The sequence below is a fragment of the Pseudomonas kilonensis genome, from assembly GCF_001269885.1.
GTDB lineage: Bacteria > Pseudomonadota > Gammaproteobacteria > Pseudomonadales > Pseudomonadaceae > Aquipseudomonas > Aquipseudomonas kilonensis.
On record NZ_LHVH01000005.1, the window covers coordinates 97,046 to 119,885 of the forward strand.

The following is a 22,840-nucleotide window of genomic DNA, read 5'->3' on the forward strand; positions in this document are numbered from 1 at the left end:
GTGGGAGCGAGCCCTGTGGGAGCCGAGCTTGCTCGCGATGAACGATAACAGGGTCTTCCAGTAGACCGAGGCGCCTTCATCGCGAGCAAGCTCGGCTCCCACAAAGGCCCGCTCCCACAGGTTTTGTACTGGTGCGTTAACCCTTGCCCTTGGTCCGGGTCATGTTCGGCCCGCCATTCTTTTCCAAATGCTCGATGATGATCCCGGCCACGTTCTTGCTCGTGGTGGTCTCGATCCCTTCCAGGCCTGGCGAGGAGTTGACCTCCATCACCAGCGGTCCGTGGTTGGAACGCAGGATGTCCACGCCCGCCACGGCCAGGCCCATGACTTTCGCGGCCCGCAGGGCGGTCATGCGTTCTTCCGGTGTGATCTTGATCAGGCTGGCACTGCCGCCGCGATGCAGGTTGGAGCGGAACTCTCCGGGCTTGGCCTGGCGTTTCATCGAGGCAATCACCTTGTCGCCCACGACGAAGCAGCGAATGTCCGCGCCACCGGCTTCCTTGATGTACTCCTGGACCATGATGTTCTGCTTCAGGCCCATGAACGCCTCGATCACCGATTCCGCCGCCGTTGCGGTTTCACACAAGACCACGCCGATGCCCTGGGTACCTTCCAGCACCTTGATCACCAGCGGTGCGCCGTTGACCATCGCAATCAGGTCGGGAATGTCATCGGGGGAATGGGCAAAACCGGTGACGGGCAGGCCGATCCCGCGCCGTGACAGCAACTGCAGCGAGCGCAGCTTATCCCGGGAGCGGGCGATGGCCACCGACTCGTTGAGGGGAAACACCCCCATCATTTCGAACTGACGCAACACGGCGCAGCCATAGAACGTCACCGATGCGCCGATGCGCGGGATCACCGCATCGAACCCTTCCAGCGGCTTGCCACGGTAATGGATCTGCGGCTTGTGGCTGGCGATGTTCATGTAGGCGCGCAGGGTATCGATCACCACCATTTCATGGCCTCGTTCGGTCCCGGCTTCAACCAGGCGACGAGTGGAATACAGACGCGGATTACGCGACAGCACAGCGATCTTCATGCAACACCTGTGGCAGAGGTAGTGGACACCGGGAATGCCGGCTTGTCTTGAACGTATTTGGTACCCGGATTGACCACCAGTTGGCCGTCGATCAAGGCTTTGGAACCCAGTAACAGGCGATATCGCATGGATTTGCGGCAGGCAAGGGTGAACTCGACCCGCCAGACCCGGTCACCCAGCGCCAGCGTGGTGCTGATCACGTAGCGGACCTGAGCGTGGCCGTTGGAACTCTTTATGGTCTTGCGGGCCACCAGTGGCGCTTCGCAACGGCGATGGCGCAACTGCACCACCGTGCCGAGGTGCGCCGTGAAGCGCACCCACTTTTCGCCATCGCGCTCGAATGGCTCGATGTCGGTGGCATGCAGGCTGGAGGTGCTGGCGCCGGTGTCGATTTTTGCCCGCAGGCCCACGACTCCCAGATCCGGGAGCGCCACCCACTCGCGCAGACCGACAACGGTCAAATGGTCAAAAGTCTTCAATAAAAAAACCTGCGATCAGTACATCGGATCGTGGACTCCGCGAATCGCGGTATTCACGCAGAATAATCACAAAATGGCGACAGTTATCTACGCACTTGTTTGTGCTTGTAACCGATTGCGACCCAAGCCATGTGTGTGACGGTGGTTCGGCGGGCATTCTATCCGTCGAGCCGGATTCGTGCGCTCGACAAAAACGGTAGTACAGTTCTGGCTATTGGCAGAAAAGAGGAAACGCAGTGGCACAAAAAAAGGAAGAGGACGACAAGGTCCGTCTCGATAAATGGTTGTGGGCGGCGCGATTCTACAAGACGCGGGCCCTGGCGAAGACCGCCATCGAAAGCGGCAAGGTCCATCACCGGGGAGAGCGTTGCAAGCCGGGCAAAGAGCCACGCGTTGGCGATGAATTTGTCATCCGCACCGGCTTCGATGAAAAGACCGTGGTGGTCGAGGCCCTGTCGATCGTGCGTCGCGGCGCGCCTGAAGCGCAGGCGCTGTATCGCGAAACCGAAGCCAGTATCGCCAAACGTGAAACCGCCGCCGCGCAACGCAAGGCCGGCGCCCTGGGGGTCAGCACCGACGGCAAGCCGAGCAAGAAGCAGCGCCGGGACCTGTTCAAGTTTCGTGGCAGCAACAGCGAATAAAGCGCCGGTCATTTCACCCGTGGCGAGGGAGCTTGCTCCCGCTCGGTTGCGCAGCGACCGTAAGATTTTGGGGCCGCTGCGCAGCCCAGCGGGAGCAAGCTCCCTCGCCACAATGCCTCAGTCCTGCATATTCAGGTGAGGTGTCAGTACCTTCCCGTCAGGCAAACCCAAGCCTTGCTTGGAACCCACCCTGAATGCCCATAAAATGCCTGCCATCATTTGTCATCACCTCAGATACCAGACCCTATGACTGATTTACCGGATACCGACTACACCCAACGTTTCATCTTCGATGACAGCGACGCCCGTGGCGAGCTGGTGGCGTTGGAGCGTAGCTACGCCGAAGTCCTCGCCAAGCACCCCTACCCGGAGCCGGTCGCACAAATGCTCGGCGAGCTGATGGCGGCTGCGGCGTTGTTGGTGGGCACCTTGAAGTTCGATGGCTTGCTGATTCTCCAGGCGCGTTCCGATGGTCCGGTGCCGTTGCTGATGATCGAGTGCTCCAGTGAGCGCGAAATCCGTGGCCTGGCCCGTTATGACGCCGAGCAGATCGGGCCTGACGCAACGCTGGCCGATATGATGCCCAATGGCGTGCTGGCCCTCACGGTCGATCCGACCCAAGGCCAGCGTTACCAGGGAATTGTCGATCTGGACGGGGCAACCCTGGCCGATTGCTTCACCAACTACTTCGTCATGTCCCAGCAGACCAATACCCGCTTCTGGCTCTACGCCGACGGGCGGCGTGCTCGCGGTTTACTGCTGCAGCAACTGCCTGCCGATCGCCTGCGCGACCCGGAAGAACGTGATGCCAGTTGGCAGCACGTCACCGCTCTGGCCGGCACCCTGAGCGCCGATGAGCTGTTGAGCCTGGACAACGAAACCGTGTTGCATCGCCTCTATCACGAGGAGCAGGTACGCTTGTTCGACGGACAGCCGTTGCGCTTCCAATGCAGTTGCTCTCGTGAACGTTCCGCCAATGCGCTGGTCAGTCTGGGTCTGGAAGATGCGCAGCAACTGGTGATCGAGCATGGCGGTGCCATCGAGGTCGATTGCCAGTTTTGCAACGAGCGCTACCTGTTCGACGCGGCGGACATCGCTCAATTGTTCGCGGGTGCGGGTGTCGACACGCCGTCAGATACTCGTCACTAAAACGTTTCAGCGCAGGTAAATCTCCTGGCAAGTGCCGGATTTACGCCGTACTGACGGGAGGGCCCTACTCTTTTTGGGGTTTTCTGGCATAATCCGGCCCACTTTTTTCGGGTAGTAGTGCGCGACTTCCTACTACAAAACGTTTGGAGCACTCGGCCACGGGCCGACGGGGAATCTCATGACGCAAGCCAATAACGCCGTGTACACCGATCTGAGTGTCGATGATCTGGTCAAAGAAGCCCTGAATCGCGGTGAAGGCGAGCTTGCCGATACTGGCGCGCTGGTTGTTCGTACCGGTCATCGTACCGGTCGCTCGCCAGTCGACCGTTTCATCGTGGAAGAGCCAACCACCCAGGACGCCATCGCCTGGGGCCCGATCAACCGCAAGTTCCCGGCCGACAAGTTCGATGCCCTGTGGAGCCGCGTCGAAGCCTATCTGGGCGAGCGCGAGCGTTTCGTATCCCACGTGCATGTAGGCTCCGACCCTGCGCACTACCTGCCAGTCAAGATGACCACCGAGACCGCGTGGCACAACCTGTTTGGCCGTTGCCTGTTCATCAACCCCGAGCAGTACAACGCCGGTGGCAAGGACGAGTGGCAGATCCTCAACGCGCCGAACTTCGTTTGCGAGCCTGAGCGTGACGGCACCAACTCCGACGGCACCGTGATCATCAACTTCGCGGCCAAGAAAGTGCTGATCGCCGGCATGCGTTACGCCGGTGAAATGAAGAAAGCCCTGTTCTCCGTGCAGAACTTCCTGCTGCCGGCCGTTGACGTGCTGCCGATGCACTGCGCCGCGAACATGGGCGAAGAGGGCGATGTGACCCTGTTCTTCGGCCTGTCGGGCACTGGCAAGACCACCCTGTCCGCCGATGAAAGTCGTTACCTGATCGGTGACGACGAGCACGGCTGGGGCGTGGGCGTGGTCTTCAACATCGAAGGCGGCTGCTATGCCAAGTGCATCGACCTGTCCGAGAAGAACGAGCCAGTTATCTGGAAAGCCATCCAGCACGGCGCCGTACTGGAAAACGTCGTCCTGGACCCGGTCACCAAGAAAGCCGACTACGCCGACGACAGCCTGACCCAGAACAGCCGCGCCGCCTACCCGCGTGAGCTGATCGAAAAACGCGCACCGAAAAACCTCGGTGGCGAGCCAAACGCCGTGATCTTCCTGACCTGCGACCTGACCGGTGTACTGCCGCCAGTGTCGATCCTCAGCGAAGAACAAGCCGCCTACCACTTCCTGTCCGGCTACACCGCGCTGGTGGGTTCGACCGAAATGGGTTCGGGCAGCGGCATCAAGTCGACCTTCTCCACCTGCTTCGGCGCCCCGTTCTTCCCGCGTCCAGCCGGTGAGTACGCTGAGCTGCTGATCAAGCGCATCCGTGGTTTCGGCTCCAAGGTCTACCTGGTCAACACCGGCTGGACCGGCGGCGGCTACGGCGTTGGCAAGCGCTTCAACATCCCGACCACCCGTGCGGTGATCGCGGCGATCCAGAGCGGCGCGCTGATCGGTGCTGAAACCGAACACCTGGACATCATCAACCTGGACGTGCCGCTGGCTGTCCCAGGCGTCGAGACTGTCCTGTTGAACCCACGCAACACCTGGGCCGACAAAGCTGCCTACGACGAAGCGGCCAAGGCATTGGCCGGTCTGTTCACCGAGAACTTCAAGAAGTTCGACGTGAGCGACGCGATCAAGGCTGCCGGTCCACAGCTGTAAGGCTTGGTTGGTGAATAAAAAACCGCCCTTTATGGGCGGTTTTTTTATGGGCGACTATTTGAGGCGCCCCGATCAGCTAGGCCTCTTCCACTTCCCGCGTATCCCATCGTTGCGCCTTGATTGCCTTGTAGAGCATGCCGATGGTCAGTGGCGTCTTGTTCCCACGGCCCTTGGCTCTGCGCTTTTGAAACACATCAAATCCTTCAGGCTGAAAATAGCGGTAGGCGTCGTAATCGATGAGCTCGATGGCGAAGCGCTCCTCCAGTGCCTCCATCAGATGCCGGGCGTCCGCGCCATCGCAACCCAGGTCGAGATTGATCGCGGTGTCCAGGCGAATCGTCTTGCGTTCAGGCAGGCCGATTTCTTCGTGGAGCAGCTCCATGAGCTGGCGCATGGTGTGATCGTCGGGGAAGTCTGGGGCGAGGTGCATGGCGGGGGTTCCGGGATGTTGGCGTGCGTCCGTCTGGAGGGAAAGTTTAGGGGGAATCGCAGGCCATTGGAAAAAGAAGAAAGGTCTCACAGTAGTCTCGGAACCGTCTGCTGAGTATTTCCCTGGCCGCTCGGTAAGGTTCGCCACGCCCTTTCAATGGGGGTAACGGCGACCGAGCAGGGATGAAGCATGACGAAAGGAAAGACCAGTGTTCCGCAGGTCTGGGGTGATCATCGCATTAATGGTTCGTAGAGTTTTAGATGGCGTATAGCGAGTTTTGGATAATAGGCTTCCATGCCAATAAGAACGTAATGATATTTGAGGAGCGCATTAGCTTGTCGGTGGAGGATTTGAAGCCTGTAATGCGATGGATGCACAATGATGATCATATCGGTTTGGAATTCAGGCTTTCCGTGGGGCAGATGCTCGAAATTGAGCGGTTGACATCGTCGGTATTTCCGCAAGACTTGGATCTTTACTTGACGTCTTACCATTATTTTGATGGTTCGGTTATTTGACCTGCTTTCTCGCCTGAAAATAATTGGATCGGTGTGATATGGGATTAAAAGTCAGGTTGAGATGGTTCGATAAAGAAACGGAGGTTCTGGTCGGAAAAGAGTATTCGAAGGATTTTGATGACGATTTTATTGTTCTCGACGATCTGGATCTTTCTTTGGAAAACAATATTAATAATGGGAACTTCGACGTGAGTACCGAATGGGCTGAAGTCCTACAGCCACATTTCGAGCATGCCTTGGATTTATCGATATACGACTATCAGGTGTCTTTTGATTATCGGGATGTTTGGTAATCATCATGCTTGAGTCCAACCGCCAACGCCGCGAGGCGGTAGGTTCCTTCGCATTTCCCGTGGTTTATTTCCCGGTCCAAGTCTTAGGCACCAGGCTGTATCATCCCGTATCGTTTTTGACCCCGACCTTTTCTCGACTCGCCGCGTTGCCGCGCTAGGCTTTGGGCATCGCAGCAGTCAAAGGAGCGACCGCGCATGCACAGCACCCTGGAACAGGTTTTCGGTTATCCACAGTTTCGTCCCGGGCAGGAGGCGGCCATCGGCGCCGTGCTGGCCGGTCGGTCGGCGGCGGCCATTTTCCCCACCGGCTCGGGCAAGTCCCTGTGTTATCAATTGTCGGCATTGCTCTTGCCGCACCTGACCCTGGTGGTCTCACCGTTGCTGGCGCTGATGCAGGACCAGTTGGCGTTCCTCAAGCGCCACGGCATCGCGGCGGCGAGTATCGATTCGGCCCAGGGCCGTGACGAAGCCAACGACGCCATGGCGCGGGCCCGGTCGGGCGAGTTGAAGATCCTGATGATCTCCGTGGAGCGCCTGAAGAACGAGCGCTTTCGCAATTTCCTGCAGCAGGTGCCGATCTCGTTGCTGGTGGTGGACGAGGCCCACTGTATTTCCGAATGGGGGCATAACTTCCGACCTGACTACCTCAAGCTTCCCGATTACCAGCGTGAGTTCAATATTCCCCAGGTGTTGCTGCTGACGGCCACCGCCACACCCAAGGTCATCGCGGACATGCAGGCGAAATTCGCCATCGCCGCCGCCGATGTGGTGACGACCGGTTTCTACCGGTCGAACCTCAATCTGCTGGTCGAGCCCGTACTGGGTGCCGACAAGCGCGCACGGCTGGTGCAATGGCTGGGCGAGCGGGCCGGGCAACCGAGCATTGTCTACGTCACCTTGCAGCGAACCGCCGAGCAGATCGCCGAACACCTGGGCCAGCACGGTATCGTGGCCGAGGCCTATCACGCCGGTTTGCCCCATGAACAACGCGAAGATATCCAGCGGAGGTTCATGGGCGGGCAATCCAATTGCATCGTCGCGACCATCGCTTTCGGCATGGGCATCGACAAGAGCGATATCCGCAATGTCGTGCATTTCGATCTGCCCAAGTCCATCGAGAACTACAGCCAGGAAATCGGCCGGGCCGGGCGGGATGGGCAGCCGTCCGATTGCCTGGTGCTGGCCAACCGCGACAGTCTCAACGTGCTGGAAAACTTTGTGTATGGCGATACGCCGGAACTTGCAGGCATTCGTTGTGTGCTCGATGACCTGAAGGCCGCCGGCCCCGATGGGCAATGGGAGTTCTTGCTGGGCCCCTTGGCGGACCAGAGCAACATCCGGCAACTGCCGCTCAAGACGCTGCTGGTCCAGTTGGAGCTGCGCCGGCTGATCGCGCCACGCTATGCCTATTTCGCGGAGTATCGCTTCAAGTACCTGAGCGAGCCGCACGAGCTGCTGGCGCACTTCGAAGGTGAGCGAAGGGACTTCGTCTCGGCCATCATCCAGACCTCCAGTCGCGCCCGGGCCTGGGCCACGGTAAATTTCGATGGGATGTACCAGCAATATCACGCTGAGCGTAATCGTGTGGTCAAGGCGCTGGATTATTTCCAGGAAAAGGGCTGGATCGAGCTGGAAAGCAAACAGATGACCGAGGTGTACAGCGTGCTGCAAGCGGACCTGGATACGCAGGTCTTGAGTGCCGAGCTACACGCCTATTTCACCCGACACGAACAAGGTGAAATCGCGCGAATCCACGCCATGCTCGAGTTGTTCGCCACCGACCGTTGCCTGGGTTACCGCCTGGCGCAATATTTCGGCGATGACCATGCGCCAATCCAGTGTGGCCATTGTTCGGTGTGCCATGGGCATGTCGCTCGCCTGCCGGAGCCGCCTGCGTTGCCGGCGCTTGTGGATAAAAACTTCGAGGCGCTGTGCGGCGACTTTATCCACAAGCACGAGCAGCATAGCGGCCGCGTGCCCTCTGCCGAGCGCCTCACCCGCTTCCTGTGCGCAATCAGCGTGCCGCTGTTCACCCGATTGAAGGCGCGGAAGATCCACGGATATGCCGCACTGGAGGCATACCCATACGCTGAAGTTCGTCAGTGGGCTCAAGCGCACCTGTGAGCTGCATCCATTCGCTGAATGCCCTTCATCACACGAATAAATTTCAAAAATATTCGGCGGCTGACTAAGGTGAAGGCTGTCTTCGGATCGCCAACAAGAGAGCCAACATGAACCAGACACCTTTCGATATTCAGCGTGCCGCGGTGGTCGGAGCAGGCACCATGGGCAGGGGCATCGTGATGTGCCTGGCCAACGCGGGCGTAGCGGTGCAGTGGGTCGACAACAATCCGCAGATGCTCGAGCAGGCCCTGGTCGCCGTGGCCGAGACCTATGCCCATGGCGTGCGCCAGGGCCGTATCGACCAGGGTGAGGCCGATGCGCGGATCGCCCGGGTGACACGGGCGGAGGATTACGCGGCAATCCGCAATGTGGACCTGGTGATCGAAGCGGTTTACGAAAACCTTGAGCTCAAACAGAAAATCTTTCGTGAGCTGGACGGCCTGCTCAAGCCCGAAGCCATCCTGGCGAGCAACACCTCGGCGCTGGACATCGATGCCATCGCCGCTGTCACCCGCCGGCCAACCCAGGTCCTGGGCCTGCATTTCTTCAGCCCGGCGCACATCATGAAGCTGCTGGAAATCGTTCGCGGAGCACAAACCTCCAAAACGGTGCTGGACGCGGCGTTGGTGCTGGGCAAGCGCATGGGCAAGGTCAGCGTTGTATCGGGCAATTGCCATGGATTCATTGGCAACCGAATGCTTCATCCTTATGTGCTGGAAGCGCGCAAGATGCTGCTGGAGGGGGCATTCCCCCATCAGGTGGATGCGGCGTTGCAAGGCTTCGGCTTCGCCATGGGGCCGTTTCGCATGTACGACGTCGTCGGCATCGACCTGGAATGGCGCGCCCGTGAGCTGGCGGGCAAGGGCCAGGACGCGCCCGAGGTGCAAGTGGACAACCGTTTGTGCGAGCTGGGACGCTTCGGCCAGAAAAGCGGCAATGGGTACTATCACTACGAACCGGGCAGTCGACAGGCCGAGCATGATGTCGAGGTCGATGCGCTGGTGCTGCGGGTCAGTGAGGCGCTGGGTTTCCAGCGTCGCGAGATCGGCCCGGAGGAAATCCTCGAGCGCTGCTTGCTGGCGCTGGTCAACGAGGGGGCAAAGATCCTGCAGGAAGGCATTGCCGAGTCGGCCCACGATATCGACCTGGTCTACCTGAACGGTTACGGCTTCCCAGTGGACAAGGGCGGGCCGATGGCCTGGGCCGACGGGCAGGGGCTGGAGAATATCCACACACGCCTGTTGGAGCTCGAAACGAAGCAGGGCGACCAGTGGAAGCCCGCGCGCCTGATCGGCGAGCTGGCAGCACAGGGCAAGGGGTTCGCGAACCGATAGGTCGCCATCCCGTGAACCATTGAACAACCATGAAGAGCACTTGATGCCCCAACGCAACGAATACCCACACTTGCAACCCATCACCACACGCTGGCACGACAACGATGTGTACGGTCATGTCAATAACGTCACCTACTACAGTTTTTTCGACACCGCCGTGAATACCTACCTGATCGAAGTGGGTGGCCTGGATGTCCATGACGGAGAGGTGGTGGGGTTCGTGGTGAGCTCGGCCTGCGACTACTTCGCCTCGATTGCCTTTCCAGACCGGATTGAAATTGGCCTGCGGGTCGGCAAGCTGGGCAGCAGTTCGGTGCAATACGAGCTGGCGGTGTTCAAGGCGGGCGAGGAGGAGGCTTGCGCGGCGGGGCGTTTTGTTCACGTATTCGTGGACCGGGCGTCGAATCGGCCAGTGGCGATTCCGGATCGGCTGCGTGGGGCTTTGGAACAGTTGGTGGTCTGAAACAAAAAATCGCAGCCTCCTGTCAGCTCTGGGAGCTGCCGGAGGCTGCGATCTTCAACGGCGGATATCAGTCAGCCGTTAGTCGCGGTAGTGGCGATGATGTTTTTTGCGATGCCCGTAGGCATGGCCGCGACCTGGGTGGCCGTCACGGTAGTAGCGGCGGTCACCACGGCGACCGTCATAACGACGATCATCGTCATCGTCCTTGCCCATGTAGTTACCCAGCGCGCCACCCGCGCCGCCGCCCGCCGCCGCACCGATCAGGCTGCCAGTGCTGCCGCCGACGCTACGGCCGACCACGTTACCACCGGCCGCGCCCAGCGCACCGCCGATCGCCGCTTCGCCGCGGCTGTGTCTGTCTGCACCGACTGCACTGCCGCCCGCACCGCCCAGCGCCGCGCCGATAGTGGAACCGGTGTTGCCGCCCAGGGACTGGCCGACGACCGAACCCAAAACCCCGCCCAATGCGCCGCCCACACCTGCTTCGGCAGTGCCACCGGCAGAAGCGATGCCACTGGTCAGGCTAAGGGACAACAAGAGAATGGAGGAGAACTTCATAGAGGAGCCTCAAAGGGATGACGGCGCGATCCTGAGGCTGGCTTCGCTTGGTTACAATAGAAATCCGACGAGTAACACGACTTGTGCACAATTCTCTAAGTTATTGTTTTTCGGTGGGAACTTAAGGCAATTCGGCCGGTCTTTAGCTACTTCGGACAGGCCGTTTTCTATGGGAAACGGCCTTTTTTGTGGGCGTTCGAAAAATAGGATTGTGAGAACAAAGCTGTGTGGGAGCAAAGCTTGCTCGCGACACAGGCGACTCTGAACTTCTGAAAGACCGCACCGCTTTCATCGCGGGCAAGCCTTGCTCCCACACAACCTAAATCCTCGCCATAGACGTGTGTGTCAGGCCGACTTGGCCAGGATCAGTCCATTCTCACTCGCCGCTTCCAGGCGGATCGCGACGAATTTCGACGTTGGGGTATGGCTGCCGTCGCCCGTGCTTTCCAGTGGCACCAGCGGGTTCACTTCAGGGTAGTAGGCCGCAGCCTGCCCGGCAGGAATGTCGAACGCCAGCAGGGTAAAGCCCTTGACCCGACGCTCGCGACCGTCATCCCAGAGCGAGACGATGTCGGCTTTCTGTCCCGGCTTGAAGCCCAGGCGAATGATGTCCGCTTCGTTGACGAACAACACGTCACGCTGGCCCTTCACACCGCGATAGCGGTCATCCAGGCCATAAATGGTGGTGTTGTACTGATCGTGGGAACGCATGGACTGCATGATCAGGTCGGGCAACTGGCCGGTGGCCCGAGTGCGTTCGTGCACAAGGTCGGTCGGCAACCGGTTGGGCTTGAAGTTGGCGCGACCCGACGGGGTGTTCCAGCGCCGCGAGCCGGCGCTGTTGCCCAGATAGAATCCGCCGGGGTTCTTCAGCTTTTCGTTGAAGTCCTTGAAGCCGGGTACGGTCTCGGCGATCAGATCGCGGATGCGACTGTAGTCGGCCACCAGCCAGTTCCAGTCCACCGGGCGGCTACCCAGCGTGGCGGCGGCAATGCCGGCGATGATCCACGGTTCAGAGCGCATCTGGTTCGACAGCGGCTGCAACTGGCCCCTGGAGGCATGCACCATGCTGAAGGAGTCTTCCACGGTCACCGCTTGCGCACCTTCGGTTTGCAGGTCGATGTCGGTGCGGCCCAGGCACGGCAGGATCAGTGCCTCCTTGCCGTGAGCCAGATGGCTGCGGTTGAGCTTGGTGCTGATCTGCACCGTCAGGTCGCAATTGGCCAAGGCCTGGAACGTGCGATGGCTGTCCGGTGTGGCTTGGGCAAAGTTTCCGCCCAGGGCGATGAACACCTTCGCCTGGCCGTCGGCCATGGCGTGGATCGCCTCGACTACGTTGTGGCCGTTTTCACGCGGTACCTTGAATTGGAAGCGCCGCTCCAGCGAGTCGAGGAACGCCACTGGCGGACGCTCGTTGATGCCCATGGTCCGGTCGCCCTGGACGTTGCTGTGGCCGCGTACCGGGCACAGGCCTGCGCCTGGCCGGCCGATGTTGCCGCGCAGCATCATCACGTTGGCGATTTCCTGGATGGTCGCCACCGAATGACGGTGCTGGGTAATACCCATCGCCCAGCACATGATCACGTTCTCGCTTTTGGCGTACATGCGCGCCGCTTGCTCGATGTCGACCAGGGTCATGCCCGATTGCTCGACGATCTGTTCCCACGGCGTATCGTCGACCGCAGCCAGGTAGTCCAGCACGTTGGTGCTGTGTTCGTTGAGGAACGCGTGGTCGAACACCGCCGCAGCGCCAGTGTTCTGCGCGTCACGCTCCCACTGCAGCAGGAATTTCGCCATGCCGCGCAAGATCGCCATGTCGCCACCCAGGGCCGGGCGGAAATAGGCGGTGTTGGTCGGCTTATTGCCGTTGGTGAGCATTTCGATCGGGCTCTGCGGATGCTGGAAGCGCTCCAGGCCACGCTCCTTGAGCGGGTTGATGCAGACCACTTGGGCGCCGCGTTTCACCGCCTCGCGCAGCGGTTCGAGCATCCGCGGATGGTTGGTACCGGGGTTCTGGCCCCAGACGAAAATCGCGTCGGCGTGCTCGAAATCGTCGAAGGTCACCGTGCCCTTGCCCACGCCAACGCTCTGGGACAGCGCTACGCCGCTGGCCTCGTGACACATGTTCGAGCAGTCGGGGAAGTTGTTGGTGCCATAGGCGCGCACGAACAGTTGATACAAGTAGGCCGCTTCGTTACTGGCTCGGCCCGAGGTGTAGAACTCGGCCTGGTTCGGGCTGGACAACCCTTGCAGGTGCTTGCCGACCAGGGCGAACGCCGCTTCCCAACTGATGGGCTTGTAGCGGTCGGTTTCGGCGTCGTAGCGCATTGGCTCGGTCAGGCGACCCTGGTACTCGAGCCAGTAGTCGCTCTGCTCCAGCAGCGAGGTCACGCTGTGCTTGGCGAAAAATGCCGCGTCGACGCGGCGCTTGGTGGCTTCCCAGTTCACGGCCTTGGCGCCGTTCTCGCAGAACTTGACCACGCCGCTTTCCGGCGAGTCACCCCAGGCACAACCTGGGCAGTCAAAACCGCCATTCTGGTTGGTCTTGAGCATCATGCGGATGTTCTTCAGCGCGTTGTCGCTGGTCAACCAGGCCTGAGCGACGCTGATCAGCGCTCCCCAGCCACCGGCCGGGCCCTTGTAGGGCTTGTAGCGCGGTACGGGTTTCTGGTCGGCTTGTTGATGATTGCTCACGCTTGTTTCTCCATCGCAGGGCTGTAGACCCGCGGCGCACTTTTTTGCGGCAGGTGGATGAGGTTGAGGTTGTGTTGGCGGGCCCACTGCACCGCAAGGCCCGTGGGCGACGACAGGCTGACCAGGGTCTGGATGCCGGCCCGCAGGACTTTCTGGATCAGTTCGAGGCTGCAACGGCTGGTGACGATCGCCACGCCGCCGGCCACCGGGATCTGCTGCCGGATCAACGCGCCGATCAGCTTGTCGAGGGCGTTGTGCCGGCCAATGTCTTCGCGACCCAGCAGCAATTCGCCCTGGGCGTTCATGAACAGCGCGGCGTGGACCGCGCCGCAGTACTGGCCCAGGGGCTGGAACTGGCTGATACGGTCACGCAGGCCATCAAGCCACTGGGCCGGTGGCAGCGGTGCGCCGGGCAGCACCTTGAGGTTTGGCAATGCCTGTTCCACCGCTTCCACACCGCACAAGCCGCAGCCACTGGTGCCCGTCAATTGCCGGCGTTGCTGCTTGAGGTTCCAGAAGGCGCGGTTGGCGATGGTCACCTCGGCATGGTGCGCAGCACCCGTACCGCTCAGTTGCAGGTCATAGATGTCCGATGCGTCTTCAATGATGCCGCTGCCGAGGCTGAAGCCGACGATGAAGTCTTCAAGGTCGGAGGGGGTGACCAGCATGACCGCCTGGCTGATGCCGTTATAGGCAATCGCCAGCGCCACTTCCTCGGCCAGCGCGGTGCTGTCCGATTGGGAGTGGTCCAGGTTGCAGTAGCGATAGCTCTGGCTGGCGGCCGGCGCGGATGTTTCCATCGCTGGCGCTGGACTGACCGGAGGCTTGTCGTTCATAGGCATCACTGAAAGTAGGAATAGTGTTAAGACTAAATGCGGCAATCTGCCACGTCTAATCGCTATTACTGATCTTCCAATAGATGACGTCGATCAAGAAGTCGTTGATGATTTCTGGTAAAGGGCAAAACAGGCCTCTGCCAAGGCCGAGCGTGGGGCGCCGCGTCGCATGATCAGGCCCAGGGGGACTAACGTCTGCGCGCTTTCGATGGGCTGGATGCGCAAGTCTTCGGTCAGCACATTCAGGCCGCTGTCCAACGGCATCACCGCGCAACACAGCCCGCCGTGCACAGCTTGTAACAATTGGTGCACCGCGTCGGTTTGCAACAGCGGTTGAGGCGTGAGGCCCCGGCTGTGGAAGTTGTGATCGATGGATTGGCGAAAATGCATGCCACTGGTGAGCATGCCCAGGGGCAGTTCGATCAGCGCTTCCCAGCTCAGCGGTTGTTCGCCGAAAAAGAAAAAGCGCTGGTCGTAGAGCAAGCCCATGCGGGTGTGGCTGAAGGGCAGGGCTTCGAAACGTTCGTTGTCCAGGCGTTCCAGATAGGAAATACCCAGGTCGATACGGTTGTTCGCCAACTGTTCAAGGATGCGTTCGGAGCTCAGGGACGACAATTCGAAACGCAGGCTGGGGTGCTCGGCGTGCAAGCGCTGCATCATTGCCATCGGGTCGAAGTCCGACAACGGCACCACGCCCAGGCGCAGCGTACCCACCAGGTTGCCGCGACAGGCCGCCGCTTCGGCCTGCAGCCCGTCATAGGCCGCCAACACCGTGCGCGCCCAGGCCAGCACCCGTTCCCCCGGCGCGGTAAAACCTTCAAAGCGCTGGCCGCGATTGACCAGTGGCAGGTCGAGTTCTTCTTCAAGGCTGCGCAGGCGCATCGACAGGGTCGGCTGGGTGATGTGGCAGCGTGCGGCGGCTTGGCCGAAGTGGCGGGTTTCGTCGAGCGCGATGAGAAATTTCAGCTGCTTGATGTCCATCTTCGCTCCAGGGCGCAGGAAGGTTCGGATTCTAGCGCTTGCGCGTGGCGGGGTCATTGGTCGGTTGGGAACCGGGTTCGTTTCGCCTGGTCTAGTCTTTGCGTCTGGACACTTAAATCAAGGAGCGTGTGCCATGAGTATTTTTAGCTTTGTGAAGGAAGCCGGTGAAAAGCTGATCGATCTGCTGACCCCCGGGAATGCCAATGCCAGCGAACAACTGAAAGCGCACATCGCAAAGGTCGGCCTGGGTAATCCGAATGTCCAGGCGACCATCGACGGCGACAAAGTCATTGTCACCGGTGAAGTAGCGAGCCAGGAAGAAAAGGAAAAGATCCTGTTGGCGGTGGGCAATATCGCCGGTGTCGGCAGTGTCGAGGACCAGATTACGGTGACTGGCCCGGTGGCTAAAGAGGCCAAGTTTGTGACAGTCGAAAAAGGTGACACCTTGAGTGCCATTTCCAAGCGTGTTTATGGTGATGCAAATAAGTACCAGAAAATTTTCGAGGCCAATAAACCGATGCTGTCGCACCCGGACAAGATCTATCCGGGGCAGGTGTTGCGTATCCCCGAGTAACCTTCAGGCCTGACAGCCCGGATGTTGTCGATCGAGTGCATATCCATTGCTGCGGTAACGGCGGCTTATGGTTCCGCTCTTACAGCGGGTCACTTTTGAAGAGCGCAAAAGTAACCAAAACGCTCTTGCCCCACCACTCTGCACCTCGCCTAGGCTCGGTGTGCCCTCACTCCGGCATTGCTCCGTGGGCCCGCCGCGAAGGGCCATCCATGGCCCAGCGCGGCTATCCCGGCATCCATGCCGGGATGCCCACTCCACAATGCCTGCGTTCGGCCATCGTGGTTAACGGGGCGCCGAAATCAACGTCCACCGCGAGGCGGCCTAGTAGCCGACCTGGCTCTCCCGGTCGTACACCCATCAGCTCTGTTTGAGCAGGACCTGTGGGAGCAAAGCTTGCTCGCGATGCGGCCTTAGGGCCGGCCTGACTCTCCCGGTCGTACACCCATCAGCTCTGTTTGAGCAGGACCTGTGGGAGCAAAGCTTGCTCGCGATGCGGCCTTAGGGCCGACCTGACTCTCCCGGTCGTACACCCATCAGCTCTGTTTGAGCAGGACCTGTGGGAGCAAAGCTTGCTCGCGATGCGGCCTTACAGCCGGCCTGGCTCTCCCGGTCGTACATCCATCAGCTCTGTTTGAGCAGGACCTGCGGGAGCAAAGCTTGCTCGCGATGCGGCCTTAGGGCCGACCTGACTCTCCCGGTCGTACACCCATCAGCTCTGTTTGAGCAGGATCTGTGGGAGCAAAGCTTGCTCGCGATGCGGCCTTAGGGCCGACCTGACTCTCCCGGTCGTACACCCATCAGCTCTGTTTGAGCAGGATCTGTGGGAGCAAAGCTTCCTCGCGATGCGGCCTTAGGGCTGGCCTGACTCTCCCGGTCGTACACCCATCAGCTCTGTTTGAGCAGGACCTGTGGGAGCAAAGCTTGCTCGCGATGCGGCCTTACAGCCGGCCTATTTCTCCGACCGTGCCCCGATCCAACTGTGGGAGCGAGCTTGCTCGCGATGAATGCGGCGCCGGTTCAAAGCCCGGCAATCAAGTCCCGATAATCCCCCAACGCGTCAAACTCCCCCGTGTCCTTCGGTCCTTTGCGGCTATCCGGCTCGCTCACGGCCAGCAAGTGCGCCACGCCGAAGTCCCGGGCACTGCGCAGCACGGGCAGGGTGTCGTCGATGAACAGGCTGCGGGCCGGGTCGAAATTCAAGTCGGCTTGCAGCGCGTCCCAGAATTGCGGGTTTTCCTTGGGGAAGCCGTAGTCGTGGGAACTGATCAAGCGGTCGAAGTAAGGGGCCAGTTCGATGCGTTCCAGCTTCAGGGACAATGAATCGCGGTGGGCGTTGGTGATCATCACCACGCGCTTGCCGGCCCGCTGGATCGCCGCGAGGAAGGTATCGGCGTCCGGGCGCAAGGCGATCAGGTGCGCGGTTTCCAACTTCAGTTCGCGTACCGGCAGTTTCAGCTCGGTGCTCCAGAAATCCAGGCAATACCATTGCAACTGGCCGGCGTTGCGCTCGAACAGCGGCTGCAGCTCCATCTCGGCCATCGCCCGGCTCACGCCATGCAGTTCGGCGTAGCGCTGGGGCAGGTGTTCGAGCCAGAAATGGTTGTCGTAATGCAGGTCCAGCAGGGTGCCGTCCATGTCCAGCAGAACCGTATCGATCTCATGCCAGGGCAGCAAAGCCATAAAACTTCTCCATCGGTAATCGGATATCCGACACAAACAATCAGAATAGGCCGGGTATAGTAGCCCGCTATCGCCCAGGGAGCCGTTTATGCGCCAGAAACCCACCATACTCGATCGCCGGATCGTCGCTACCAGCCGCCTGTTTTGCGTGGAAGAACTGAAATTGCGGTTTTCCAACGGTGTTGAGCGCACCTATGAACGTCTGGCGAGCAAGGGGGTGGGCTACGGCGCGGTGATGATCGTGGCGATGCTCGATGCCGATCACGCGGTGTTGGTGGAAGAGTATTGCGGTGGCACCGACGCCTACGAACTGTCCCTGCCCAAGGGCTTGATCGAGCCAGGCGAAGACGTGCTGGCGGCGGCCGAACGGGAGCTCAAGGAAGAGGCCGGTTTCGGTGCGCGCCAGTTGGAACACCTGACCGAACTGTCGTTGTCCCCCGGCTACATGAGCCAGAAGATCCAGGTGGTGCTGGCGACCGATCTGTATGAAGAACGGCTGGAGGGTGACGAGCCCGAGCCGATGCGTGTGGACAAGGTCAACCTGCGTGAGCTGTCGGCCCTGGCACAGAACCCGCAGTTCACCGAGGGCCGGGCCTTGGCGGCGCTGTACCTGGCCCGTGACCTGCTGGCCCAGCGTGGAGCATTTCTGTCATGACATTTCCTCATTCGCTGATGGCCCCGGTGGTCGAGCTGGCGCTCCAGGCCGGCGAGGCAATCCTGCCGTTCTGGCGCGCCAACGTGCAGGTCAACCACAAGGCCGACGAGTCGCCGGTGACGGCCGCAGACATGGCCGCTCATGATGTGATCGTGGCCGGGCTGACGGCACTGGCCCCGGATATTCCGATCCTCTCCGAAGAAGACGCCGATATTGCCCAAAGCGTGCGCGCCGGCTGGCATCGCTGGTGGTTGGTGGACCCGTTGGATGGCACCAAGGAATTCATTTCCGGCAGCGAGGAGTTCACCGTCAACATCGCGTTGGTGGAGCAGGGCCGTGTGGTGTTCGGCGTGGTATCGATGCCCACCAATGGGCGCTTTTACGTCGGCGGCGCAGGGCTGGGTGCCTGGCGTGGCGACAAGGGCGGCGTGCCTTTGCCTATCGCGGTTCGTGACGTCCTGGCCCCGGGTGAAGCTTTTACCGTGGTCGCCAGCCGTCGGCACACCAGCCCGGAGCAGGAGCGCCTGCTGAATGGCCTGAGCGGGAGCCTGGGTGAGCTGCAACTGACCAGTATTGGCAGTTCGTTGAAGTTTTGCCTGGTGGCCGAAGGCGCGGCGGATTGCTATCCACGACTGGCGCCGACCTCCCAATGGGACACCGCTGCCGCCCAGGGGGTATTGGAAGGCGCGGGAGGCGAGGTGTTGGACTTGAGCGGCGAACCGTTCTGCTATCCACCGCGTGAGTCGCTGTTGAATACGTCGTTTCTGGCGTTGCCGGCGAAAGCGGCTTGGCGTGCAAAGTTGTTGGAGCTTGCTCGCTCTTAAGCCTGGCTCGATCCTTTGTGGCGAGGGGATTGTGGGAGCAAAGCTTGCTCGCGATACAGGCGCCTCGATCTCTGAAAGACCCCAGCGCATCCATCGCGGGCAAGCCTTGCTCCCACACAGCGATACCTCGCCACAGGGGCCGGCGGTGTTTCAGCGATGCAACACGTACTGCCCCTCGAACTGCACCGCCACGTCCTCGCTGCCGGTATTCATCACCCGCGTCTGCAACGCCAGCCGGGCCCGTCCGTAACGCCGGTAGGTGGCCAGGAAGCGCTTCCAGAGCTTTTCCTCGGGTGCTTGGCAAACCACAGTCGCGTCGCGGGTCACTGGCAGTGGATAGCTGATCTGTCCTTCCTGAATCACGATATGCCCGTCTTCGATGCCTTCCTCGCGCAGGGCCAGGTGCAACCAGCCCCAGCCACCGAGCACCGCGCCGCAATACAGGCTGCCACCGAACATGGTGCTCTTGTGATTGACGTTGGCCGCAAGCGGCAAAGACAGACGCAGTTGCCGGGCCTGCCAATCGAGCACCTTGAGGCCCATGTCCCGGGTCAAGGGGATGTCGTGGTGCAGGATCGATTCCAGGTAACGACTGTCGCGGTTCATTGCGGGGCCTTTTGCTTGAACGGGAAATGACGATAACTCAATCGGACTCATCGGCCGAACCGTGGTTGCTGTCGCCGAAGTTCAGCCCATGTTTGCGTAACTTGTCGTGCAAGGTCTTGCGTGGAATGCCCAAGGCTTCGGCCAGGCTGCGCACCGAGCTGTGGGGGCGGGCCAGTTCAGCGGCGATCAGGGTTTTCTCGAAGTTTTCCACCTGCTCGCTCAAGCCGCCACTGACCACTTCCACCGGTGCGCCGGGGCTGCCGTCTGGCGCGGCGTTGTCCAGGGCCAGTTCCAGGCCCAGGGCAAAACGTTCGGCGGCGTTCTGCAACTCTCGCACATTGCCCGGCCAACTGTGGCGCAGCAGCAACGCCCGTTGCGCCGGTTGCAATTGATGGGGCGGCAGGCCGTGGCGAGCGCTGGCTTCGTCGGCGAAGTGCTGGAACAGCATCAGCGCATCCTCTCCCCGTTCGCGCAATGGCGGTATGCGCAGCGGGGCGACGTTCAGGCGGTAATACAGGTCGGCGCGAAAACGCCCCTGGTCGGCGGCCTGGCGCAGGTCTTCCTTGGTTGCGGCGATTACGCGGATATCCAGCGGGATCTGTTGATTGCCCCCCAGTCGCTCCACCATGCGCTCTTGCAGCAGACGCAGCAGTTTGACCTGGACATCCAGGCTCATGCTTTCGATTTCATCCAGAAACAGTGTGCCGCCATTGGCGAACTCGAACTTGCCGATGCGGCGTTTCTGCGCGCCGGTAAACGCGCCGGGTTCGTGGCCGAACAGCTCGCTTTCCACCACCGACTCGGCCAGGGCCCCGGCGTTGATCGCCACGAAGGGGCCGTTGCGTCGGCCCGAAAGATCGTGCAATGCACGGGCGACCACTTCCTTGCCGGCGCCGGTTTCACCAAGGATCAACACATCGGCGCGGGTGGCGGCCAGGGCGCCGATCTGCTCGCGCAGGCGCAACATCGGTGTCGATTGGCCGACCAGACGGGCGCTGAGTTCATGGCGATCGCTCAGGGCCAGGCGCAGGCTGCGGTTGTCCAGCACCAATCGACGCAAGGCCAGGGCCCGGCGTACGCTGTCGAGCAGGTGATCACTGGCGAAAGGCTTTTCCAAAAAGTCATAGGCCCCGGCGCGCATCGCCTGCACCGCCAGCGGCACGTCACCGTGGCCGGTGATCAACAGCACCGGCAGTTCCGGGTCCTGGGCGTGGAGTTCGCCCAGCAGTTCGAGGCCATCCATGCCCGGCATGCGAATATCGCTGACTACCACGCCCGGCCAGTCACGGGGCAGTTGCGCGGCCACGCCCTTGGCTTCGGCCAGGGGCAGGATTTTCAGGCCCGCCAGGTCGAGGGTCTGGCTCAGGGCCTGACGCAAATGGGGATCGTCGTCGATCAGCACCACCTCAATCCGGTTGTCGATGGTCATACACTTCGGTCCTCGGACGGTTGCAGGCTCACCCCGGGGGCGCCAGCGCGCAGTTTCAGGGTAATCAGGGCGCCGCCTTCCTTGTGGTTGGCGAACGACAGTTCGCCGCCAAAGGCGCGCATCAGGGTGTCGCAGATCGCCAGCCCCAGGCCTAGGCCTTGGGTGCGCGTCTTGGTGGTGTAGAAGGGCTCGCCGGCGCGGCCCAGGGCTTCCATGCAAAACCCCGGGCCGTTATCGCGGATGTACAGGTTGACGCCGGTTTCGGTGGCCTGGGCACTGAGCCAGAGTTTGCGCGGCGGGCCTTTCTCGGTGAGCGCATCGAGGGCGTTGGCCAGCAGGTTGCCGAGTACCTGGCGCAAGCGGGTTTCGCCGGCCTCGACCCACAGGGTGGCGGCCGGCAAGTCGCGGATCAGTTCCACTTCCATGCTGCGCCGGCGTTTGGCGAGCAGGGCCAGGGCATCGTCCAGCGCCGGCTGCAGGGCGACGCTTTCCGGGGCATGGCGGTCGCGGCGGGCGAAGGCGCGCAGGTGGGCGATGATCGACGCCATGCGCCCCGTCAGTTCGCTGATCAGCTTGAGGTTGCCCCGGGCGTCGTCGGTGCGTTGGTGATCGAGCAGAATCTCGGCGTTTTCCGCGTAGCTGCGAATCGCGGCCAGCGGCTGGTTGAGTTCGTGGCTGATGCTCGCCGACATGGTGCCCAGGGCCGACAGCTTGCCGGCCTGCACCAGGTCATCCTGGGCGCGGACCAACTCCTGCTGGGCCTGTTCGCGCTCCAGCACTTCCTGTTTCAACCGTCGGTTCAGCCCTTCCAGGTCACTGGTGCGCTCGGCCACCCGGCCCTCCAGCTGTTGGCGGGCCTTGGCTTCGAAGGCGATCCGATCCAGGTAATGGCGCCGGCGTTGCATCATCAACCCGAGCAACAGCATCAACACCAGCAACGCCGCGCCACCGATGGCGACCACGGTGCGCACCGGACGATCAATCAGCGTGCGCGGGGCGAGAATGCTTACGCTCCAGCCGGTTTCCTCGATGGACTGGGTCTGGGTCAGCCAGGCGTTGGCGTCCAGGTTCAGCGGTTTGGGATCACGGGTCGGATACGGTTGTACCGCGCTGATGGCTTTGCGCTCATCGTCATTCAAGGGCCGGGTCGCGCGAAATCGCCATTCCTGTCGCGACGTAAGGATGACCACGCCGTTGTGGTCGGTCACCAGCAATTGTTCGGGGGTCTTGCCCCACAGGCTTTCGGTGTGGTCGAGGTCGACCTTGACCACCAGCACGCCGATGACTTTTTCGCGGTCGTGCACGGCGGCGGCAAAGAAGTAACCGCGCTTGGCCGACGTCGTGCCCAAGCCGAAGAAGCGGCCCAGGCGTCCGGCCATGGCTTCGATGAAGTAGGGCCGGAAGGCGAAATTGCGTCCGACGAAACTGTCGTGTTTGTCCCAGTTTGACGCGGCCAGGGTCTTGCCGGAAGGGTCCATCAGGTACATGACTTCGGCGCCGGTCTGGGCGCTGATGTTTTTCAACAGCCGGTTGGCATTTCCTTGGGTCACGCCATCGTCCGGCGCCGATAAGGCGGCGCGCAAGGCGGGCAGCTCGCCGAGAATCTGTGGCAGCACCTCATAGCGGTGCAGCGTGCCCAACAGGTTGGCGACGTAGAGGTCCAGGGTCTGGCGGTTCTGCCCGGCCAGCTCGCTGCGGTAATAACGTTCGGCCAGGTGTTCCAACGGCCACAGCAAGGGCGCCAGGCACAGCGCGAGCAAGGCCAGGCTGCGCCAACGGGGTCTGCGGGGAAGGGTGGAATTCATGA

General features: G+C 61.2%; 22 protein-coding genes. 11 read left to right on the forward strand and 11 right to left on the reverse strand.

What is annotated here, in order from left to right; all coding sequences use genetic code 11:
• Positions 1–136 precede the first annotated feature (136 nt).
• Positions 137–1,042, reverse strand: coding sequence for a 30S ribosomal protein S6--L-glutamate ligase (gene rimK / locus AD662_RS01445; protein WP_003196697.1), 906 nt, complete (start codon positions 1,040–1,042; stop codon positions 137–139).
• Positions 1,039–1,521, reverse strand: coding sequence for a retropepsin-like aspartic endopeptidase RimB (gene rimB, locus AD662_RS01450; RefSeq protein ID WP_018608792.1), 483 nt, complete (start codon positions 1,519–1,521; stop codon positions 1,039–1,041). The genes rimK and rimB overlap by 4 nt, the downstream gene beginning before the upstream one ends.
• Positions 1,522–1,757: 236 nt before the next feature.
• Between rimB and AD662_RS01455 the strand changes: the two genes are divergently transcribed.
• From AD662_RS01455 to AD662_RS01465, 3 genes are all read left to right on the forward strand, one after another.
• Positions 1,758–2,162, forward strand: a complete 405-nt coding sequence (locus AD662_RS01455; protein WP_018608790.1) for an RNA-binding S4 domain-containing protein — start codon at positions 1,758–1,760, stop codon at positions 2,160–2,162.
• Positions 2,163–2,408: 246 nt separating this feature from the next.
• A complete protein-coding gene (gene hslO, locus AD662_RS01460; protein ID WP_053185069.1) occupies positions 2,409–3,311 on the forward strand; it encodes an Hsp33 family molecular chaperone HslO in 903 nt (300 codons plus the stop codon).
• A gap of 178 nt (positions 3,312–3,489) precedes the next feature.
• Positions 3,490–5,034 carry a phosphoenolpyruvate carboxykinase gene (locus AD662_RS01465; protein ID WP_014336039.1) on the forward strand — a complete coding sequence of 515 codons (1,545 nt, stop codon included), beginning with the start codon at positions 3,490–3,492 and terminating at the stop codon, positions 5,032–5,034.
• Positions 5,035–5,110: 76 nt separating this feature from the next.
• Here the strand turns inward: AD662_RS01465 and AD662_RS01470 are convergent, their stop codons facing one another.
• Positions 5,111–5,464: a DUF1493 family protein gene (locus AD662_RS01470; protein WP_053185072.1), complete on the reverse strand. Its 354-nt coding sequence runs from the start codon at positions 5,462–5,464 to the stop codon at positions 5,111–5,113.
• 260 nt (positions 5,465–5,724) lie between these two features.
• On the opposite strand from AD662_RS01470, the gene AD662_RS01475 reads away from it, so the two are divergent.
• The 5 genes from AD662_RS01475 to AD662_RS01495 all read left to right on the forward strand — a co-directional run bounded on the left by AD662_RS01475 (position 5,725) and on the right by AD662_RS01495 (position 10,196).
• Entirely contained in the window at positions 5,725–5,982 is a 258-nt protein-coding gene (locus AD662_RS01475; RefSeq protein WP_053185075.1) for a hypothetical protein, read from the forward strand.
• A gap of 38 nt (positions 5,983–6,020) precedes the next feature.
• Positions 6,021–6,275, forward strand: a complete 255-nt coding sequence (locus tag AD662_RS01480) for a colicin E3-like toxin immunity protein (protein WP_053185078.1) — start codon at positions 6,021–6,023, stop codon at positions 6,273–6,275.
• Positions 6,276–6,470: 195 nt separating this feature from the next.
• Complete coding sequence (locus tag AD662_RS01485) at positions 6,471–8,399, forward strand: RecQ family ATP-dependent DNA helicase (RefSeq protein WP_053185081.1); 1,929 nt, start codon at positions 6,471–6,473, stop codon at positions 8,397–8,399.
• 107 nt (positions 8,400–8,506) lie between these two features.
• Positions 8,507–9,733, forward strand: coding sequence for a 3-hydroxyacyl-CoA dehydrogenase (locus AD662_RS01490; RefSeq protein ID WP_053185084.1), 1,227 nt, complete (start codon positions 8,507–8,509; stop codon positions 9,731–9,733).
• A gap of 43 nt (positions 9,734–9,776) precedes the next feature.
• A complete protein-coding gene (locus tag AD662_RS01495) occupies positions 9,777–10,196 on the forward strand; it encodes an acyl-CoA thioesterase (protein WP_018608773.1) in 420 nt (139 codons plus the stop codon).
• A gap of 78 nt (positions 10,197–10,274) precedes the next feature.
• On the opposite strand, the gene AD662_RS01500 is transcribed toward AD662_RS01495, so the two are convergent.
• The 4 genes from AD662_RS01500 to AD662_RS01515 form a co-directional block, all read right to left on the reverse strand.
• Positions 10,275–10,754 (reverse strand): glycine zipper domain-containing protein, encoded by a 480-nt coding sequence (locus tag AD662_RS01500; protein ID WP_024619131.1) that lies wholly within the window; start codon positions 10,752–10,754, stop codon positions 10,275–10,277.
• A 345-nt stretch (positions 10,755–11,099) separates the two neighbouring features.
• Complete coding sequence (locus AD662_RS01505; protein ID WP_053177636.1) at positions 11,100–13,448, reverse strand: FdhF/YdeP family oxidoreductase; 2,349 nt, start codon at positions 13,446–13,448, stop codon at positions 11,100–11,102.
• Positions 13,445–14,284, reverse strand: a complete 840-nt coding sequence (gene fdhD / locus AD662_RS01510; protein WP_053185087.1) for a formate dehydrogenase accessory sulfurtransferase FdhD — start codon at positions 14,282–14,284, stop codon at positions 13,445–13,447. The genes AD662_RS01505 and fdhD overlap by 4 nt, the downstream gene beginning before the upstream one ends.
• Positions 14,285–14,377: 93 nt before the next feature.
• Complete coding sequence (locus AD662_RS01515) at positions 14,378–15,265, reverse strand: LysR family transcriptional regulator (protein WP_053185090.1); 888 nt, start codon at positions 15,263–15,265, stop codon at positions 14,378–14,380.
• 133 nt (positions 15,266–15,398) lie between these two features.
• Between AD662_RS01515 and lysM the strand changes: the two genes are divergently transcribed.
• Complete coding sequence (lysM, locus tag AD662_RS01520) at positions 15,399–15,839, forward strand: peptidoglycan-binding protein LysM (RefSeq protein ID WP_053177641.1); 441 nt, start codon at positions 15,399–15,401, stop codon at positions 15,837–15,839.
• 1,017 nt (positions 15,840–16,856) lie between these two features.
• Here lysM and yrfG read toward each other — a convergent pair.
• Positions 16,857–17,519 (reverse strand): GMP/IMP nucleotidase, encoded by a 663-nt coding sequence (yrfG, locus tag AD662_RS01525; RefSeq protein ID WP_014336052.1) that lies wholly within the window; start codon positions 17,517–17,519, stop codon positions 16,857–16,859.
• A gap of 88 nt (positions 17,520–17,607) precedes the next feature.
• On the opposite strand from yrfG, the gene nudE reads away from it, so the two are divergent.
• Complete coding sequence (gene nudE, locus AD662_RS01530; protein WP_053185093.1) at positions 17,608–18,174, forward strand: ADP compounds hydrolase NudE; 567 nt, start codon at positions 17,608–17,610, stop codon at positions 18,172–18,174.
• Positions 18,171–18,998: a 3'(2'),5'-bisphosphate nucleotidase CysQ gene (gene cysQ / locus AD662_RS01535; protein ID WP_053185096.1), complete on the forward strand. Its 828-nt coding sequence runs from the start codon at positions 18,171–18,173 to the stop codon at positions 18,996–18,998. The genes nudE and cysQ overlap by 4 nt, the downstream gene beginning before the upstream one ends.
• Positions 18,999–19,148: 150 nt before the next feature.
• On the opposite strand, the gene AD662_RS01540 is transcribed toward cysQ, so the two are convergent.
• From AD662_RS01540 to AD662_RS01550, 3 genes are read right to left on the reverse strand one after another with little or no spacing between them, the layout of a single operon-like run.
• Positions 19,149–19,604: a YiiD C-terminal domain-containing protein gene (locus AD662_RS01540; protein WP_053177644.1), complete on the reverse strand. Its 456-nt coding sequence runs from the start codon at positions 19,602–19,604 to the stop codon at positions 19,149–19,151.
• 37 nt (positions 19,605–19,641) lie between these two features.
• Entirely contained in the window at positions 19,642–21,033 is a 1,392-nt protein-coding gene (locus AD662_RS01545) for a sigma-54-dependent transcriptional regulator (RefSeq protein ID WP_053185099.1), read from the reverse strand.
• Positions 21,030–22,838: a sensor histidine kinase gene (locus AD662_RS01550; protein WP_018606396.1), complete on the reverse strand. Its 1,809-nt coding sequence runs from the start codon at positions 22,836–22,838 to the stop codon at positions 21,030–21,032. Before AD662_RS01550 ends, AD662_RS01545 begins: the two co-directional genes overlap by 4 nt.
• Between the last annotated feature and the right edge of the window lie 2 nt (positions 22,839–22,840).

What these genes read in the sequence shown, in the direction of transcription:
- AD662_RS01485 (WP_053185081.1), top strand. Translation starts at nt 6,471, where the DNA reads ATGCACAGCACCCTGGAACAGGTTTTCGGTTATCCACAGTTTCGTCCC.
- AD662_RS01545 (WP_053185099.1), bottom strand. Translation starts at nt 21,033, where the DNA reads ATGACCATCGACAACCGGATTGAGGTGGTGCTGATCGACGACGATCCC.
- AD662_RS01480 (WP_053185078.1), top strand. Translation starts at nt 6,021, where the DNA reads ATGGGATTAAAAGTCAGGTTGAGATGGTTCGATAAAGAAACGGAGGTT.
- AD662_RS01500 (WP_024619131.1), bottom strand. Translation starts at nt 10,754, where the DNA reads ATGAAGTTCTCCTCCATTCTCTTGTTGTCCCTTAGCCTGACCAGTGGC.
- lysM (WP_053177641.1), top strand. Translation starts at nt 15,399, where the DNA reads ATGAGTATTTTTAGCTTTGTGAAGGAAGCCGGTGAAAAGCTGATCGAT.
- AD662_RS01475 (WP_053185075.1), top strand. Translation starts at nt 5,725, where the DNA reads ATGGCGTATAGCGAGTTTTGGATAATAGGCTTCCATGCCAATAAGAAC.
- hslO (WP_053185069.1), top strand. Translation starts at nt 2,409, where the DNA reads ATGACTGATTTACCGGATACCGACTACACCCAACGTTTCATCTTCGAT.
- AD662_RS01550 (WP_018606396.1), bottom strand. Translation starts at nt 22,838, where the DNA reads ATGAATTCCACCCTTCCCCGCAGACCCCGTTGGCGCAGCCTGGCCTTG.
- AD662_RS01465 (WP_014336039.1), top strand. Translation starts at nt 3,490, where the DNA reads ATGACGCAAGCCAATAACGCCGTGTACACCGATCTGAGTGTCGATGAT.
- AD662_RS01515 (WP_053185090.1), bottom strand. Translation starts at nt 15,265, where the DNA reads ATGGACATCAAGCAGCTGAAATTTCTCATCGCGCTCGACGAAACCCGC.
- rimK (WP_003196697.1), bottom strand. Translation starts at nt 1,042, where the DNA reads ATGAAGATCGCTGTGCTGTCGCGTAATCCGCGTCTGTATTCCACTCGT.
- AD662_RS01490 (WP_053185084.1), top strand. Translation starts at nt 8,507, where the DNA reads ATGAACCAGACACCTTTCGATATTCAGCGTGCCGCGGTGGTCGGAGCA.
- AD662_RS01540 (WP_053177644.1), bottom strand. Translation starts at nt 19,604, where the DNA reads ATGAACCGCGACAGTCGTTACCTGGAATCGATCCTGCACCACGACATC.
- nudE (WP_053185093.1), top strand. Translation starts at nt 17,608, where the DNA reads ATGCGCCAGAAACCCACCATACTCGATCGCCGGATCGTCGCTACCAGC.
- fdhD (WP_053185087.1), bottom strand. Translation starts at nt 14,284, where the DNA reads ATGAACGACAAGCCTCCGGTCAGTCCAGCGCCAGCGATGGAAACATCC.
- cysQ (WP_053185096.1), top strand. Translation starts at nt 18,171, where the DNA reads ATGACATTTCCTCATTCGCTGATGGCCCCGGTGGTCGAGCTGGCGCTC.
- AD662_RS01470 (WP_053185072.1), bottom strand. Translation starts at nt 5,464, where the DNA reads ATGCACCTCGCCCCAGACTTCCCCGACGATCACACCATGCGCCAGCTC.
- yrfG (WP_014336052.1), bottom strand. Translation starts at nt 17,519, where the DNA reads ATGGCTTTGCTGCCCTGGCATGAGATCGATACGGTTCTGCTGGACATG.
- AD662_RS01495 (WP_018608773.1), top strand. Translation starts at nt 9,777, where the DNA reads ATGCCCCAACGCAACGAATACCCACACTTGCAACCCATCACCACACGC.